This is a genomic window from Rhodopseudomonas sp. BR0C11, from assembly GCF_010820945.1.
Taxonomy (GTDB): Bacteria; Pseudomonadota; Alphaproteobacteria; order Rhizobiales; family Xanthobacteraceae; genus Rhodopseudomonas; species Rhodopseudomonas palustris_H.
Genome location: NZ_QTKI01000066.1, coordinates 1 through 16,773, shown reverse-complemented (window position 1 = coordinate 16,773; position 16,773 = coordinate 1). Strand labels below are relative to the sequence as shown.

Here is a 16,773-nt window from a genome sequence, read left to right as displayed (position 1 = left end):
GTTCGGGATCACGTTTCCGACCGGCGGCTGGCGCCAGCCGCCCACCCGGGCGGTGGTGCTGCCGATCCCGGCCAGCGGCGACACCGGCCGGTCCGGCTTCCTGATCACGGGGCTCAATCCGTTCCGGCTGTACGACACCGCCTACCAGGACTTCCTCGCCCTGGTCGCCGGCCAAATCTCCACAGCGATCACCAATGCCGACGCCTACCAGGAGGAACGCCGCCGGGCGGAGGCGCTGGCCGAGATCGATCGCGCCAAGACCGCGTTCTTCTCAAACGTCAGCCACGAGTTCCGCACGCCGCTGACGCTGATGCTGAGCCCGCTGGAAGAAGCACTCGGCCGCGACGGCATTGCGGACGAACAGCGCACCCTGCTCGGCATCGCCCACCGCAACGGTCTGCGCCTGCTGAAGCTGGTCAACACCCTGCTCGACTTCGCCCGGATCGAAGCCGGCCGCGTCACCGCGCACTTCACCCCGGTCGATCTGTCGTCGTTCACCGCCGAACTCGCTTCGAACTTCCGCTCCGCGCTGGACCGTGCCGGCCTGCGCTTCGTGATTGATGCGCCGCCGTTGCCGCAGCCGGTCTATGTCGACCGCGACATGTGGGAGAAGATCGTCCTCAACCTGCTGTCCAACGCATTCAAGTTCACCTTCGAAGGCGAAATCGCGGTCCGGGTCCGCACCGATCCGGACGGCCGTCACGCCGTGATCGAAGTCAGCGACACCGGCACCGGCATCCCGCAGGCAGAGATCCCGCATCTGTTCGAGCGCTTTCGGCGGGTCGAAGGCGCGCGCGGCCGCTCGATCGAAGGCAGCGGTATCGGACTGGCGTTGGTGCAGGAGCTGATCAAGCTGCACAGCGGCTCGATTGCCGTCGAGAGCGAGATCGGCCGCGGCTCGACCTTTCGCGTAACCCTGCCGTTCGGCTCCGCGCATCTCCCGGCCGAGCGGCCGCGACATGCCGCGCTCCAAGTCTCCACCAATGTCCGCGCCCAGGCCTATCTCGACGAGGCGATCGGCTGGCTCGATGACAGTGGCGATGCCGATCTGCCGCCAGCTTCCGGCGCTCAGGATCTCGGCGTCGTCACCGCGCCTGCCACAGGGCGACCTCACATTCTGCTGGCCGACGACAACCACGACATGCGCGACTACGTCGCCCGGTTGCTCGGCGATGCCTATGAGGTCGAAGCCGTTGCCGACGGCGCCGCAGCGCTCGAAGCCGCAAAGAAACGCCGGCCGGATCTGGTGCTCAGCGACGTGATGATGCCGCGGCTCGACGGCCTCGGACTTCTAAAAGCGCTGCGCGGTGATCCAACGATGGCCGATCTGCCGGTGATCTTCCTGTCCGCCCGGGCCGGCGAAGAAGCCAAGCTGGAGGGGCTGGAAGCCGGCGCTGACGATTATCTCAGCAAGCCGTTCAGCGCCCGCGAATTGCTCACGCGCGTCCGCGCCAATCTCGACACCGCTGCGATCCGGCGGACGGCGCTGCGGACCGAATACGTGCTACGCCAGGAAGCACAGGCTGCCCGGAAGCACGCCGAAGGCATTCTGGCCTCGATCAGCGACGGCTTCATCGCGCTCGACGAACAGTACCGGTTCACTTACGTCAACGCCGCCGCCGAACGGCTGATCAACAGCAGAGCCGGCGAGCTGATCGGCAAGGTGTATTGGGACGTCTATCCGATGATGCTCGGCACCGAGATCGAGCAGGCCTATCGGCGGGCGATGACCGAACGCGTCGCCTGCGAGTTCGAAAGCTATCATCCACCGAGCAAGCGCTGGTTCGAATTGCGGGTGGCACCTACCAACGGCAAGAGCATCTCGGTGTATTTTCGCGACATCACCGAGCAGAAGAAGGCCGAGGCGGCGCTGCGCGACATCAACGAGCAGCTCGAAGAGCAGGTTGCCCAGCGCACAGCCGAACTGCAGCAGAAGGAAGCCCGACTCCGGACCATCTTCGCGGCGAGCTACACCTATCAGGCATTGCTCGACGTCGACGGCGTGGTGATCGACGCCAACCGCACCGCACTCGCCGGCATCGCGGCCGAGCTCGAGGACGTGGTCGGCAAACCGGTTTGGGCCACGCCGTGGTTCGGCAGCACGCCGGGGCTGCCTGAGATGGTCCGCAGCGACATCGCCGCTGTCGCGGCCGGTGAGACGGTGCGGCGCGAACTTCACGTCAACCTGCCAGCCAGCGGCTGGCGCTGGTTCGATCTGCAGATGCGCCCGGTGCAGGACACGCAGGGCAAGGTGATCGCGATCGTGCCCGAGGCGGTCGACATCACCGAGCGCCGCAAAGCCGAAGAAGCATTCCGGCAGGCGCAAAAGATGGAAGCGATCGGCCAGCTCACCGGCGGCGTCGCCCACGACTTCAACAACATGCTGACCGTGATCCGGTCGTCCGCCGATCTGTTGCGCCGGCGCGAGCTGCCGCCGGAGCGGATCCGCCGCTACGTCGATGCGATCTCCGATACGGCTGATCGCGCAGCGAAGCTGACCGGCCAGCTGCTCACCTTCGCGCGTCGCCATGCACAGAACCGCGAAGTGTTCGACGCGGCCGATCACATCGAGCACGTCTCCGACATGCTTAAGACAGCACTCGGCTCCCGCGCTGTGTTCAATCTCCACATCGCCGAGCGACCGCTGCCGGTCGAGGCCGATACCAATCAGTTCGACGCCGCACTGGTCAATCTGGTGGCTAACGCGCGCGACGCGATGGACGGTCATGGCACCCTCACCATCTCGGTCACACGTTCGGCGCCGACACCCCAGGAAGCCGCCGCAGGCCGCGGCGGCTTCCTCGAGGTGTCGATCGCCGATACCGGCTGCGGCATTCGACGCGAGCAGATCGAACGGATCTTCGAGCCGTTCTTCACCACCAAGGACATCGGCCGCGGCACCGGCCTCGGGCTGTCGCAGGTTTACGGCTTTGTCCAGCAGTCCGGCGGCAGCATCAATGTCGACAGCGCGATCGGCCGCGGCACCACGATCACGCTTCGGCTGCCGCTCAGCGACAAACCGATCCAGCGCCGCAACGGCAACGGCACCAACGCCGTCGATGGCCGGCAGCGCGGCTGCATCCTCGTGGTCGAGGACAACGCCGAGGTCGGCGAGTTCTCCACCCAGCTGCTTCACGATCTCGGCTATCAGACCGTCCTCGCCGCCTCCGGCGAACAGGCGCTGGCGCTACTCGGCGACAACGCCAAACGTTTCGACCTGGTGCTGAGCGACGTTGCGATGCCGGGCATGGACGGCGTGACCCTGGGCCGGGAAATCAAGAAGCGCTTGCCGGAGCTGCCCGTGGTGCTGAACTCCGGCTACGCCCACATGCTGGCCGACGACGACCACGGCTTCGAACTGCTGCACAAGCCGTACTCGGTCGAGGATCTGTCGAAAGTCTTACGCAAGGCGATGGCCGAGCGCACCTGAGCGGCGTTCCGCCCCGCGGAACCGGCAAATGCACGGCAGATGCAACGTTCGCGTCAATGTGATCGCCAGCCTGTCGGGCCTGCGCTATCGCATTGAGGCAGATCATTTCTCCGGACATTGAAGCGTGGCATCGAGGCCCTCATTCCGGCCCGAGCATGTTTGTCCGCGAGCGTTGCGAAGAGCGTACCCATGACCGAGATCGAGATCGCCCAGCAGGTGCTGTCCTGCCTGCACCAGACCGAAACGGCGGAGCCGCATTCTGCAGTGTCGTCGCTGAAGGGACTGATCAGCTACATCCACGGCGCTGGTACCGTGCACTCCTGCGAGGTCGACGAGGCCCGCTCATCGACCTTCATGGCGATCTGCGAATATGCCAAGGCCCTGCATCGCGGCCTGCCGGCCGACAACCTGCGCCCCGCCGCGATCGATGCCGCCGAAAAATGGCGGGCACTAGCGGGCTAAGCCGCCGATCGAGTCTTCTGAGCTAGATTCCGCCAGCTACTTGCTGCACGCTTTCGGCGCCACGAAGCGATAGAAATACTCTTTGGTTTTGCCGTTGTGGGTGCGCAGCACCGGCACATCGATGCGCTTCTCATCCGACATCGCCCGGCCCGGATAGGCAGCGGCAAAATGCGCCGGCACCTGCGGCAGCGTATAGACCAGCACCGCGCCCTGATCCTCCAGCTTGCGCTGGTCGAACCAGCGGGTCGCCGGAATGAAGTGAATGGTGACCGAATCGCCCTCCGGCCCGGCCGCGATGCCAATGCCGTACACCGTCTGGCGATCGCCGAGGAAATAGCCGGGGCCGCAACTGTACTGACTGCGCCAGTCCTTGAGGATCAGGCGCGCCGCGTCGGCGGTCGGCTCCTGCAGTCCGCTATGCGAGGCGGGGCCGAGATAAGCGATCATCACCGCCGCGCTCATCACCGTATAGAGTCCCGACAGGGTCCAACCGGTCTGCCGTTCGCAGGTGTCGCGCCGCGGCTCGTTCCAGCGCAGCAACGGCGCCAGTGCCGGCACTGCAAGCAGCGAGAACGGCGCACCGTAGCGGGCGATGTACTCCAGCCCGAGCCCGACGATCATGCCGAGCAGAATCAGCACCATTGCCACATCGATGATGACGATGAACTTCAGTTCGTCGCTGGCTTCGGCAAACCGCGGCACCCGCACATTGATCATCCGGCGGGCGCTCGACACCGCGATGATCACCGCACCAGGCAGCAGCATCGGCAGATAGCCGGCAACCAGGAGGCCGATGCGGCGGGCGGTATCGCCGATCGACCCGAAGCCGGTGAAATGCCGCTCGCCGTAGGCGATGGTGCTGCCGAATTTCACCGCGGTGATCACATGCGGCAGCAGCAGCAGCGTGGCGATCAGCATCGCCACATACAGGCCGGGACGCGTCAGGCAGCGGCGGAACGAGGGCAGCGCGACGACGCCGATCGCCATCGCCAGAAACAGCACCGCGGCGTTGTATTTGGTCAGCGCTGCGATCGCGGCCCAAACGCCGAGCAGGATCCAATCCAGCCAGCGATTGTCCTGACGCGCACGCAGGAAGTGATAGACCACCGCCGGCCACGAGGTGAGCTGCAGGATATCGGCATTCAGCGCCCAGGATAGCGGCGCGAACACGGCGTAGAACGACGTCCCGGCGAGCACGACGAGGTAGATAGCCATCGTCCGTTCGACCAGCAGCCGTAGGATCGCGTACAGATACGCGAAGCCGATGGCCATCAGCACCTGATTGGCGGCGACGATAGCGGTGCCGGATGGCCCGAACAGGCGGTCGACCACGCCGCCGGCCCACACCATCATCGGCGGATGCACCGGGGTGATCAGCGGGAAGTGGCGCCCCCAGGCGACCAGTTCGCGGGTGTCGTAGAGCGGCGTCGGAAATACGATCGCCGCGAGGACCACCGGCAGGACGATCGCCGCCGCGAGAATGGCCAGCAGGCTACGGGAGCCCCCCGGCTGCGACACCACAGGTTGCATCAGGGCCGGCCGCCACATTTCTGAAAGTTAATGTGCTCGGGATATGCGGGGGCGGCGCTCGGATTGTCAACTCAAGCGGGCGACTTCCCCACGCCAGCCGCAGCATTTGAAACGCGGAAACAAGCCTTTCGGGGGATTGTCACAACCGTGTGCGTCAGCTCGCATTCGGCGTCGCCGGGTGGAAGGTCAGCGCGTAGCCATCCATGCAGTAGCGCAGCCCGGTGGGCTTCGGCCCGTCGTCGAACACGTGGCCGAGATGACCGCCGCAGCGGCGGCAATGCACTTCGGTGCGCGTCATGCCGAGCGTGGAGTCGCTGCGTTCGCCGACCGCATTCGGCAGCGGCTGCCAGAAGCTCGGCCAGCCAGTGCCGCTATCGAACTTGGTATCCGACGAGAACAACGGCAGATCACAGCCGGCGCAGGCGAAGGTGCCCTTGCGATGCTCCTTGAGCAACGGACTGGAGAACGGCCGCTCGGTGCCCTCCTCGCGGAGGATGTGGTACTGCATCGGCGTGAGCTGCTTGCGCCATTCCTCAGGCGTCTTCTCGATCTCGAACTTCTCGGCCGCGCGGGCGGCGTCCGGCCGCAGCCAGCGGAAACCGAACACGGCGGCAAGGGCGGCAGAAGCGAGCAGCATGCGGCGATCGATCATGTGATGTTCCCTGCGTGACGGGCGCGGGCGCCCCGGCGGCACTTCCGTCAGGTACGAAGCTGCCGCGCCTCAGGTTACACCGCCGGTATTTTAGCCCGCTCACATTGTCGCGAGAACGTCGACGCAGCCGGAAGCTATTCTGGCGAAGGCGGCGGCACCGGCCGGCGCGACGGCGCATTGGGAGGAGGCACATTTGCGGCCTCGGCAGCCCGCAACAGCGCAACACGAGCGCGACGTTCTTCCCGCTTCACCTCGGCACAGGCATCCCGGACCCGGGTCCGGGCGGCGGCACGCTCGCGGTAACGGGCCAGCGCGCCGGCGGCGAGTGCGCCCTCCCGGGTGGCGAAATACACCCCCTGCCCGACGATGCGGCCGATGGTGCCCCCTGCCCACACCAGATCGAACGGCGAAAACAGCTTCCAGCGCTCGTCGCTATGGGTCAGGCCGCGAGCGATCAGACGCCCGGCGATTGCGGTGGTGGCGAGCCCCTGCCTGCCGAATCCGCTGGCGACCCATAGCCCCGGCCGCAATTCGCCGATTTGCGGCATGCCGTGCACCGTCATCCCGACCGCAGCGCCGAAGGTCTGAGCTATTTCAACCTGCCCGAGCTGGGGGAACAGCGTTGCGATCCGCCGCCGGATGATTCCGGCGAGCCGCTGCGGTGCAACATCGAAAGTGGTCTCGCCGCTTGCCCACAGCAAGCGGTCACCACCGACGATCCGGTAGTGATCGACCCCGTCCGTGTCGACAATCGAGCCGGCGAACGCGATCGCCTCCGGTAGTTTCTCGCCGAGCGGCGCCGTCAGCGCTGCGGTGCGCCAGACCGGCAGCAGGGTTTCGGCGACGCGGGGCGACGGCGCGCCGAGATGCACGCTGCCGGCAAGCACGATGTCGGAAGCGCGCAGCCGCGCATTCGGCGTCGAGATCCGCTTGCGGATGCCGGCGAAATCGATGCTGACCGCCGGCGTTTCCTCGAAGATCCGTGCCCCGGCCTGCCGCGCCAGCCGCTCCAGGCCGCGCAAGTAACGGCGGCCGTCGAGCTGAAAAGCGGTCGGGTAGTGAATGCCGTGAAAATATCGGTTGGTCCGCAACACATCGCGGACCTTGTCGATCGGCCAGCCTTCGACTTCGGAGCCGAAATCGACGCCGAGCGTCTGCAGGCGCTCGACGAGGCGGTCGCCGATATCGACATTGGAGACTTCCAGCGCGCCGTCCGACAGCGCCACGCCGGGCATCGTCTCCTCGGTGGCACGAGCGCGGACGATCTCCATGCCCTCGCGGGTCAGCGCCCACAGAGCGCTGGCGTGATCCAGCCCGACCCGGGCGATCAGATCGGCGATCGGCACGCCGTAACCCGGCGTCACCGTGCCGAGATTGTGCCCTGACGCACCCCAGCCAATCCGCCCGCTCTCCAGCACGGCAACGCTGAGCCCGGCCTGCGCGGCTTCCAGCGCGACCGATAGTCCGGCGAGGCCGGCGCCGATCACGCAGAGATCGACGTCGAGGTCGAACGTCAGCCGCGCATGCGGTTCCGCATCGGCTTCGGCGGACAAGCCGGCCGGTCCATTCGTCGCACTTGTCGGGAGCGAATCCATGCCGTTTCCTAAAAGAGCGCATCCGCAAACGAGGCTATCTTGCGAGATACGCGTTCAATACGGACAGCACGGACGGTTGTCACCTTGTCCTGCCGGCCGGTCTCGATTAATCCGCAAGCTCCGCCCTTTGGAAAGAACTCATGCGCCGTCTGATCCTGCTGCGACACGCCAAAACCGAAAGGGACGCGCCGAGCGGCAAGGACCACGATCGCCGCCTGGAAGATCGCGGCCGCAGCGACGCCGCCGAGATCGCCGCCTGGCTCGCCGCCGAGCATCTGGTCCCCGATCAGGTGCTGATCTCGACCGCGACCCGGACCCGGCAGACCTGGGACGTTCTATCCGAACTGTTTCCGGCGAACCGCGAACCGCAGGTCGCGTACCTGTCGGAAATGTACAGCGCGAGCTCTTCGCAGTTGTTGCAGGCGATCCATGAGGTATCGGCCGGCATCAACCAGCTGATGCTGATCGGACACAATCCGGGCCTGCACGAACTGGCGTTGGCGCTCACCTGCACCTGCAACGAGGCCGAGCGGCGCAAGCTCTCGGGCAGCATGCCGACCGCGGCGGTGGTGGTGATCGACTTCCCGATCGCCGACTGGGCGGATGCCTCGTTCGGCACCGGCAAGCTGCAACATTTCGTCAGCCCGAAAGTGCTGCGCGAAGCAAGCTGACGGAGGACGATGGCGTCGCCCTTGCCCTGATCAGGAGGCGCCGGAGATGTTCAAGTCCATCCTCGTCCCGATCGACCTGGCCGATACCGCGCTGGCCCAGCCCGCGATCGCCACCGCGGCGAAGCTCGCCGACGGCTACGACGGCAAGGTGCGGCTGCTGCACGTGCTGGCGATCACTCCTGTGATGCTGGCCGAATATGTCCCTGCGGATTTCGACGATCAGCAGCGGCAGTCGGCCGAAGCTGCATTGGCGGAGATTGCCCGCACCTCAGGCATTCCGGCACAGCGGCTGTCGAGCAGCGTGCGCCAGGGCGGCATCTACCATGAGATCCTCGAAGAGGTCGTGGCGGTCGGCGCAGATCTAATCGTGATGAGTTCGCACCGGCCGGCGATGCGCAGCTACTTCCTCGGCTCCAATGCCGGCCACGTGGTGCGCTACGCACCGTGCTCGGTGCTGGTGGTGCGGGACGGCACATAGCCCCGAGCGACACGGACCGCTTTACGGCAGTAGATCCTTCGGCACATCGTCGAAGGTGTAGCGGCGTGGGCGGTTGCGGCGGATGAAACCGCCGATCTGCCAGCCGAACAGCAGCGCAAAGCCGGCAAGAAACAGCGCGCCTGACCAAGACCCCACCGCCACCGCGCGCGCCAGCAGTCCGGTCAGGGCGGCGGCAACCAGCGCGATCAGCACCAAAGCACCGGTATGGACTGCCGGCGGCAGCCCCCCGATCAGTTCGGCGTGGCTGCCGGCCTCGCGCATCCGCCGGTGCAGCTCGATCATGAACGCGCGATAGGCCTGATCCTGCGGCGCCATCAGCGCCACCGTCTGCCAGGTGGTCGACACGATCCGCAGCCGACCGCCGGAGACGTCCTGGAGATCGGCCCGGTAGCGGCGCGACTGCATCGACACCGGCCGATAGCTCAACCGAAGCTTCGCGATGGTCGCGTAGGGCCACATCCCGGCTTTCGTGCCGATCCGCCAGATCAGCCCGTCGTCGCCGAGTTCGAACTGCTGGGCAGCACCGATCAGCGAGGCCTTGTAGGCGTAAGCCGTGCCTGAATCGCCGTCCTCGTCTCGGTTGGATCGTGGCGTCACCCGAAAGCCCCTGTTGCCGGTCCGCCGTCCATGCCGGAGCCGGCGCGGCGATGCAATGCGGCGTTCAGCCCACCGGGTGTCGCCCGTACCGGATAACTTGTCGGCAAGGCCTCGGTTTTCTACAATTCGGTGACAAACGGACCGGATCATGCCGAACACCGAAGCGCACTACCCTCGCCACCTGATCCTGGGTGGCGCCCTGATGTCCGGGCTGTTGATGGCGCTGGCGCTGCATATGCTCGGCCAGAGCGTCGGCCTCGACCTCGGAGGGCTGTGGCGCAACGACTCCGGCAGCTTCATGCCGGCGAGCGCCGCGCTGGCGTGGTGGCTGGTCGCGACCGGAGGCTTCGCCGGCGGTTACTTCACGGCGCGGCTGATGAATCATGCGGTCGCCGGACAGATCCCGCCCAAGCTGCGCCAGTTTCTGATCGTGGTGCTGGTGCTGGTGCTGGCCGCCGCCGGCCAAGCCGCTTCGGCGCCGTCCGCGGTGCCCACCGCAGCCGGCGTGCTGGCTGGGCTGGCGACCCTGTTGCTGGGCGCCGCGATGGCATTCTGCGGCGCTTATTTCGCTTTACGCAAAGTCTGAACGCGACCGCGTCAGGACTGCTGTTGAAAACACCAAAGGCCACGCGGATATCCGCGCGGCCTTTGGCCTCATCGTCACGTCATATCAATGTCGCAACCGGCTCAGCCGGCGGCGCGAAGATTGACCTGGCTCTCCGCAAGCGTGTTGAGCTTCTTGTCGGTAGCCTTCTCTTCATCGAGGGTCTTCTGCAGCACCGCCGCACAGTCGTTACGGCCGAGCAGCTTGGCCCATGATACCAGGCTGCCGTAGCGGACGATCTCGTAGTGCTCCACCGCCTGAGCGGCGTTGATCAACGCCGCATCGAGCACCTTCTTGTCCTCGACTTCGCCCGCGGTCTCATCGGCTTCCTCGATGATGCCGTCGATTGCCGGGCAGTCGATCGCCTTCGGCTGCACGCCATGCATTTCGAACACCTGCTCCAGCCGCTTCACGTGCCCCTTGGTCTCATCCAGATGCGTCAGGAACCCCTGCTTCAGCATCGGGTCCGAGGCCTTGTCGGCCATTTTCGGGATCGCCTTCAGGAGCTGTTTCTCGGCGTAGTAGATGTCCTGCAATTGGTGCACGAACAGGTCATCCATCGTCTTGATGTCTTTGGTGAAAAGTCCCATTGCGGATCCTCTTTCGGTTTGCGCCCGGTGGCTCTTTTCCAAGCCTGCCGTGGCCGTCGCGGCGTTAACCAGCGGCAGCGATCACCGTTCCGGGTTCCATCCGCGCATCGAGTCGCAATGGCGCGCAGCGCGTCTGGCGCCTATATCGGTCGGGCCGGCTTGGCCGGCTCCTCTCGGGGCCGCCATGCAGCCGCCGGACGGCTCGTTTGCGCCACGTCAAGGGCGCATTCCGCCGCCCGTCCCATGGATGAGCCGTCCGCACGCGACAGTACGGCGGATTGCACGACGGGCCGTTTATGCCCTAAGGAATTGCGCGGATGAGTAAGTCGGACGCCGGGAGCAGGGTCGCGCTGCAGGCGGTGTCCGTCGCGTTGCCGCCCCGCCGGGAGGACGAATGCATCGACTGCTGAGCGCGCTGGGGCGTGGCTTCAAGACGTATATCGGCTGGAAACGCGTCGGTATCGTCGCCAGCATCCTGATTATCGGCTTTGCGATTTCGTCGCTGATCCGCACCCTCAAGGGAGTCGATCACAACGTCATCCTGACCGCGCTGACCGACAAGAGCCCTGCCCAGATCGGGATGGCGGCGCTTTGCGTGGTCGGTGCCTTTTGCACCCTGACGTTCTACGATTTCTTCGCGCTGCGCACGATCGGCAAGCTGCACGTGCCGTACCGCATCGCCGCGATGTCGGCGTTCACCTCTTACGTGATCGGCCATAATCTCGGTGCCACGGTTTTCACCGGTGGTGCGATCCGGTTCCGGATCTATTCGGACTACGGCCTGTCGGCGATCGATGTCGCCAAGATCTGCTTCATCTCCGGCCTGACGTTCTGGCTCGGCAATCTGTTCGTGCTCGGCATCGGCATGATCTGGCATCCGGCCGCGGCCAGTGCCATGGACCTGCTGCCGGACGAGATCAACCGGCTGATCGGCGTCGCCTGTCTGGCCGGCATCGCCGCCTATTTCGTCTGGCTCGCCACCGGCAAGAAGCGCCGCGAGCTCGGCCAGAACGGCTGGAAGGTGGTGCTTCCGTCGGCCAAGCTGACGCTGGTGCAGGTGCTGATCGGCGTGGTCGATCTCGGCTTCTGCGCCCTGGCAATGTACCTGTTGATGCCGTCCGCCCCCTACATCGACTACGTGTCGCTGGCGGTGGTGTTCATCCTCGCCACCCTGCTCGGCTTCGCCAGCCATGCGCCGGGGAGCCTCGGTGTGTTCGACGCCGCGATGCTGGTCGGGCTGTGGCAGATGGACAAGGAAGAGCTGCTCGCCGGCATGCTGCTGTTCCGCCTGCTGTACTACATCGTGCCGTTCGTGATATCGGTCGTCGTGCTTGCGGTCCGGGAGATCGTGCTCGGTGCGCGGCTGAAGCGGGTTCGTCCGCTGGCCGAAGCGCTGAAGCCGGAACCGGTGCGCGGAGATCCCTCACCAGGTTGAGCCATGACCACCGCACCCGCGCCCGACGAGCAAGCCCGCCCGGTCCGCGAACTCGTACTCGCTCCGCCGACACCGTCTTCCACATCGCTGCTGACGCATTGGTCCGATCGGCTTCGCCACGCCGCGATCATCCTGATTGCCGGCGCGCTCGCGCTCACCGCGCTGGTGCTGTTCGCCCAACTCGCGATCGGTCCGGCGATCGCGGCGTTCGCCTGCTTGATCGCCGCCGCGCTGGTGCCATGGCGGTTGCATGACAGCTCCAACGCGCTCGACGACACGCTCGGCGTCAGTCCGGTGGAAATGCCGGTGGTGCGTGCCATCGTCGCCGGCATGCCCGATCCGGCGGTGCTGCTGGATCGTGCCGGCCGGGTCATTCACCTCAACGCTGCTGCCGCACAGCTCGCGCCGGCCCTGCGGGTGCGGGAGCTGGCGCAGTTTGCGCTGCGCAGCCCCGAGATCGTCACCGCGCTGCGTGAGGCGATCGCGACCTCGGAGCCGCGCCGCGCCACCTATCTCGATCATGGCTCGATCGAACGCTGGCTCGAACTGATCATCGCGCCGGTGCAGGTGCCGACCGCGTTCGGCGGCACGGATCAATGCATGCTGATGACGTTCCACGATCTGACGCCGCTGCGCCGGGTCGAGGAGATGCGCGCCGACTTCGTCGCCAATGCCAGCCACGAGCTGCGTACGCCGCTCGCGGCCTTGTCCGGCTTCATCGACACCCTGCAGGGGCAGGCCCGCGACGATCCGAAGGCGCGCGAGCGTTTCCTCGGCATCATGCACGCTCAGGCGACCCGAATGGCGCGGCTGATCGACGACCTGCTGTCGCTGTCGCGGGTCGAGCTCAGCGCGCATGTTCGCCCCGATGCGATGATCGATCTGAAGCCGCTGATCAAGCAGGTCACCGACGGCCTCGAGCCGCTGGCCAAGGAACGCCAGGTGGTGATCGAGCTGGAGCTGCCGGAGGACGCCGCGACCATCGCCGGCGATCGCGAAGAGCTGCTGCGGCTGTTCGAAAACCTGATCGAGAACGCGCTGAAGTATGGCGCTTCGGGCGGCCGGGTGGTGGTCTCGGTGGTGGCTGCGGTGTCGGGCGACGGCGTGCCGGAGTATCGCGCGCTGGTGCGCGATTTCGGTCCCGGTATCGCGCCCGAGCATCTGCCGCGACTGACCGAAAGGTTCTACCGGGTGGACGTTGGCGACAGCCGGTCTCAGGGTGGTACGGGGTTAGGATTATCGCTGGTGAAACATATTGTTAACCGTCACCGCGGCCGTCTGCTGATCGAAAGCGTGCTGAAAAAGGGCGCCACCTTCACCGTCTGTTTCCCTCAGGGAAAGCCCCAGGTCTGAGTCGAATAATCATTCGATTTCAGGCGCTTAGTTCAGTCACATGACTGTCATCAAACCCTCATAAAAGGTCAACCGACCGCTCGTAGACGGGCGGGGTAAGCGCAGTCGGGCGCGCTGAGCGCTTCGCTTACAGATGGAGACCTTCCCCATGAATTTCATCAAGGCAATCGTCGCGGCCGGTCTGGTTGCGGCGTCGACCTCGGCCTTCGCCGCCGACATCACCGGCGCTGGCGCCACCTTCCCGTACCCCGTCTACTCGAAGTGGGCCGATGCCTATAAGAAGGACACCGGCAACGGTCTGAACTATCAGTCGATCGGTTCGGGCGCCGGCATCAAGCAGATCATCGCCAAGACCGTGACCTTCGGCGCCACCGACGCGCCGCTGAAGCCGGAACAGCTCGACAAGGAAGGCTTGGTGCAGTGGCCGATGGTGATGGGCGCGATCGTGCCGGTCGTGAACCTCGAAGGCGTGAAGCCGGGCGAGATGGTGCTCGACGGTGAGACCCTGGCCAACATCTACATCGGCAAGATCACCAAGTGGGACGACCCGGCGATCAAGAAGCTGAACCCGAAGGTCAGCCTGCCGAGCGACGCGATCACCGTGGTTCGCCGCTCCGACGGTTCGGGCACCACCTTCAATTTCACCGACTACCTGTCCAAGGTCAGCGCTGACTGGAAGGCCAAGGTTGGTTCGGGCACCGCGGTCGAGTGGCCGGTCGGCGTCGGCGCCAAGGGCAACGAAGGCGTTGCCGGCAACGTCGGCCAGACCAAGAATTCGATCGGTTACGTCGAATACGCCTACGCCAAGCAGAACAAGCTGACCTACACCGGCCTGGTGAACAGCGCCGGCAAGACCGTGCAGCCGACCATCGCGGCCTTCCAGGCTGCGGCGTCGAACGCCGACTGGGCCAAGGCTCCGGGCTACTACCTGATCCTGACCAACCAGCCGGGCGAAGCCTCTTGGCCGATCACCGCCGCGACCTTCATCCTGATGCACAAGGAGCCGGTCGATAAGGCGGCGTCCGCCGAAGCCGTCAAGTTCTTCAAGTGGGCGTTCGAGAAGGGCGCCAAGGCTGCCGAAGAGCTCGACTACATCCCGATGCCGGAACCGGTCGTCAAGCTGATCGAGAAGACCTGGGCCGCGGACATCAAGAGCTGATAGTCTGAAGTTTGGCTGCGATCCGGATCCGTCCGGGTCGCAGCCCGACGTTCACGCGAACGGCGGACTCCGAGCCTCATACACTCGGGCTCCGGCTCTGCACCGCAGTCGGTGCTGGCGCGACGCTCGATCGCGCATCCGGTTTTCAATTCAGATCTCCAGCCGCGAGGCGCGGTTTCGGCCCTGCAGTAGGCATGAGGAGAGTTAGCGTGGCGGACATGGCGGTTGAGACAACCGGGTTGCAGACGGCTGCCGGACCTTATGATCGGGCCAAGGCGCTCAGCGCCTTCAAGCTCGGCGACAAGACCTTCTATTGGACGACGCGCGCCTGCGCGATCTCGGTACTGCTGATCCTCGGCGGCATCATCATCTCGCTGATCGTCGGTGCCCTGCCGGCGATCCGCGAATTCGGCTTCTCGTTCCTCACCACTTCGCGCTGGGCGCCGGCCAATGACCCGCCGGTCCTCGGCGCGCTCGGCCCGATCTACGGCACGCTGGTGACGTCGCTGATCGCGATGATGATCGCGATTCCGGTCGGTCTCGGCATCGCGATCTTCCTCACCGAGCTGTGCCCGATGTGGCTGCGCCGCCCGATCGGCCTCGCCATCGAGCTTCTCGCCGGAATCCCGTCGATCATCTACGGCATGTGGGGCTTCTTCGTGCTCGGCCCGTTCCTGGCCTATCACTTCCAGCCGGCGATGATCGCGCTGTTCGAGGGCGTGCCGGTGCTCGGCGATATCTTCGCCGGTCCGCCGTCCTATCTCAGCCTGTTCAACGCCTCGCTGATCCTCGCCATCATGGTGCTGCCGTTCATCACCGCGATCTCGGTCGACGTCTTCAAGACCGTGCCGCCGGTGCTGAAGGAAGCCGCCTACGGCGTCGGCTGCACCACCTGGGAAGTCGTCCGCAGCGTCGTGATCCCCTACACCCGGGTCGGCGTGATCGGCGGCGTGATGCTGGCGCTCGGCCGCGCGCTCGGCGAGACCATGGCGGTCACCTTCATCATCGGCAACTCGTTCCGGATCACCGGCTCGATCTTCTCGCCCGGCACCACGATCTCGGCGGCGATCGCCTCCGAATTCGCCGAGAGCGATGGCCTGCATCAGTCCGGCCTGATCCTGCTCGGCCTCTTGCTGTTCATTTTGACCTTCCTGGTGCTGGCGGCCGCCCGGCTGCTGCTGCTGCGGCTCGAACTCAAGGCGGGCAAGTAAGATGTCGCCGATCCATCTCGACAACCCGATCTACAAGCGCCGTCACCGCAACGACCTGGTGATCAAGGTGCTGTGCTCAGCGGCGGCGCTGTTCGGCGTCACCTGGCTGGCGTTGATCCTGTTCACGCTGTTCTGGAACGGCCTCGCCGGTCTCAACTTCGAAATATTCACTCAGAACACCCCGCCGCCGGGCTCGAACGAGGGCGGCTTGCTCAACGCCATTGTCGGCTCGATCATCATGACGATTCTCGGCGTCGGCATCGGCGCGCCGCTCGGATTGTTCGCCGGCACGTACCTCGCCGAGTACGGCAAGTACGACAAGCTCACCTCGGTGATCCGCTTCATCAACGACATCCTGCTGAGCGCGCCGTCGATCATCATCGGTCTTTTCATCTACGGCGCGGTGGTGGTGACGATGGGCCGGTTCTCGGCGCTTGCCGGCGCGCTGGCGCTGGCGGTGATCGTGATCCCGGTGGTGGTGCGCACCACCGAAGACATGCTGCTGCTGGTGCCGAGCTCGCTGCGCGAAGCCGCCTCGGCGCTCGGCCTGCCGCGCTCGCTGGTGATCCGCCGGATCGCCTATCGCGCCGCCCGCGCCGGTCTGATCACCGGCATCCTGCTGGCGACCGCCCGCGTCGCCGGCGAGACCGCGCCGCTGCTGTTCACCGCGCTCAGCAACCAGTTCTTCAGCCTGGATCTGACCAAGACGATGGCCAACCTGCCGGTGACCATCAACAACTTCGTCCAGAGCCCCTACGCTTACTGGAAGCAGCTCGCCTGGACCGGCGCGCTGCTGATCACTCTGACTGTGCTTGCCCTGAACATTGGCGCGCGCATCATCGGCGCCGAGAGGACCACGAAATGACCGAGATCTCGATCGCCACCAGCGTTCCGTCCGCGATGCCGCCGATCGGCGCCCAGCCGGACGGCCCCGCCAAGGTGACCGTCCCCGACCCCAACTTCTAGTACGGTCAGACCCACCCGC

General features: G+C 65.7%; 15 protein-coding genes. 10 read left to right on the top strand and 5 right to left on the bottom strand.

The features are described 5' to 3' along the window. The coding region (locus DYI24_RS07970; protein WP_164571905.1) for an ATP-binding protein at positions 1-3,430 on the top strand (3,430 nt) is incomplete at its 5' end. A 189-nt stretch (positions 3,431-3,619) separates the two neighbouring features. After that, positions 3,620-3,892 carry a hypothetical protein gene (locus tag DYI24_RS07965; protein WP_107345633.1) on the top strand — a complete coding sequence of 91 codons (273 nt, stop codon included), beginning with the start codon at positions 3,620-3,622 and terminating at the stop codon, positions 3,890-3,892. Positions 3,893-3,928: 36 nt separating this feature from the next. Here the strand turns inward: DYI24_RS07965 and DYI24_RS07960 are convergent, their stop codons facing one another. From DYI24_RS07960 to DYI24_RS07950, 3 genes are all read right to left on the bottom strand, one after another. Next, on the bottom strand, positions 3,929-5,422 hold the full coding sequence (locus tag DYI24_RS07960; protein WP_164571904.1) for a glycosyltransferase family 39 protein: 1,494 nt from the start codon (positions 5,420-5,422) through the stop codon (positions 3,929-3,931). Between the two features lie 154 nt (positions 5,423-5,576). After that, positions 5,577-6,074: a peptide-methionine (R)-S-oxide reductase MsrB gene (gene msrB / locus DYI24_RS07955; protein ID WP_107345634.1), complete on the bottom strand. Its 498-nt coding sequence runs from the start codon at positions 6,072-6,074 to the stop codon at positions 5,577-5,579. A gap of 134 nt (positions 6,075-6,208) precedes the next feature. Continuing rightward, positions 6,209-7,669, bottom strand: a complete 1,461-nt coding sequence (locus tag DYI24_RS07950; RefSeq protein ID WP_164571903.1) for an NAD(P)/FAD-dependent oxidoreductase — start codon at positions 7,667-7,669, stop codon at positions 6,209-6,211. A gap of 140 nt (positions 7,670-7,809) precedes the next feature. Here DYI24_RS07950 and DYI24_RS07945 point away from each other — a divergent pair, with 140 nt between their 5' ends. Together DYI24_RS07945 and DYI24_RS07940 are read left to right on the top strand one after the other, a co-directional pair. Then, the gene (locus tag DYI24_RS07945) at positions 7,810-8,340 is read left to right on the top strand and encodes a SixA phosphatase family protein (RefSeq protein WP_164571902.1); all 531 of its coding nucleotides are present in this window, start codon (positions 7,810-7,812) and stop codon (positions 8,338-8,340) included. 46 nt (positions 8,341-8,386) lie between these two features. Next, positions 8,387-8,818 carry a universal stress protein gene (locus tag DYI24_RS07940; RefSeq protein WP_164571901.1) on the top strand — a complete coding sequence of 144 codons (432 nt, stop codon included), beginning with the start codon at positions 8,387-8,389 and terminating at the stop codon, positions 8,816-8,818. A gap of 21 nt (positions 8,819-8,839) precedes the next feature. On the opposite strand, the gene DYI24_RS07935 is transcribed toward DYI24_RS07940, so the two are convergent. After that, the gene (locus DYI24_RS07935; protein ID WP_164571900.1) at positions 8,840-9,436 is read right to left on the bottom strand and encodes a hypothetical protein; all 597 of its coding nucleotides are present in this window, start codon (positions 9,434-9,436) and stop codon (positions 8,840-8,842) included. 148 nt (positions 9,437-9,584) lie between these two features. Here DYI24_RS07935 and DYI24_RS07930 point away from each other — a divergent pair, with 148 nt between their 5' ends. Further along, positions 9,585-10,022: a hypothetical protein gene (locus DYI24_RS07930; protein ID WP_107345639.1), complete on the top strand. Its 438-nt coding sequence runs from the start codon at positions 9,585-9,587 to the stop codon at positions 10,020-10,022. A gap of 101 nt (positions 10,023-10,123) precedes the next feature. On the opposite strand, the gene DYI24_RS07925 is transcribed toward DYI24_RS07930, so the two are convergent. Further along, a complete protein-coding gene (locus tag DYI24_RS07925; RefSeq protein WP_011159479.1) occupies positions 10,124-10,630 on the bottom strand; it encodes a YciE/YciF ferroxidase family protein in 507 nt (168 codons plus the stop codon). A 394-nt stretch (positions 10,631-11,024) separates the two neighbouring features. On the opposite strand from DYI24_RS07925, the gene DYI24_RS07920 reads away from it, so the two are divergent. The 5 genes from DYI24_RS07920 to pstA all read left to right on the top strand — a co-directional run bounded on the left by DYI24_RS07920 (position 11,025) and on the right by pstA (position 16,653). Further along, positions 11,025-12,065: a lysylphosphatidylglycerol synthase transmembrane domain-containing protein gene (locus DYI24_RS07920; protein ID WP_246701191.1), complete on the top strand. Its 1,041-nt coding sequence runs from the start codon at positions 11,025-11,027 to the stop codon at positions 12,063-12,065. A gap of 3 nt (positions 12,066-12,068) precedes the next feature. Next, entirely contained in the window at positions 12,069-13,418 is a 1,350-nt protein-coding gene (locus DYI24_RS07915; RefSeq protein WP_205523427.1) for an ATP-binding protein, read from the top strand. Between the two features lie 148 nt (positions 13,419-13,566). Continuing rightward, complete coding sequence (gene pstS, locus DYI24_RS07910; RefSeq protein WP_107346312.1) at positions 13,567-14,577, top strand: phosphate ABC transporter substrate-binding protein PstS; 1,011 nt, start codon at positions 13,567-13,569, stop codon at positions 14,575-14,577. Positions 14,578-14,786: 209 nt separating this feature from the next. After that, positions 14,787-15,788, top strand: a complete 1,002-nt coding sequence (gene pstC, locus DYI24_RS07905; protein ID WP_107346311.1) for a phosphate ABC transporter permease subunit PstC — start codon at positions 14,787-14,789, stop codon at positions 15,786-15,788. Between the two features lies 1 nt (position 15,789). After that, complete coding sequence (gene pstA / locus DYI24_RS07900) at positions 15,790-16,653, top strand: phosphate ABC transporter permease PstA (protein ID WP_107346310.1); 864 nt, start codon at positions 15,790-15,792, stop codon at positions 16,651-16,653. Positions 16,654-16,773 lie beyond the last annotated feature (120 nt).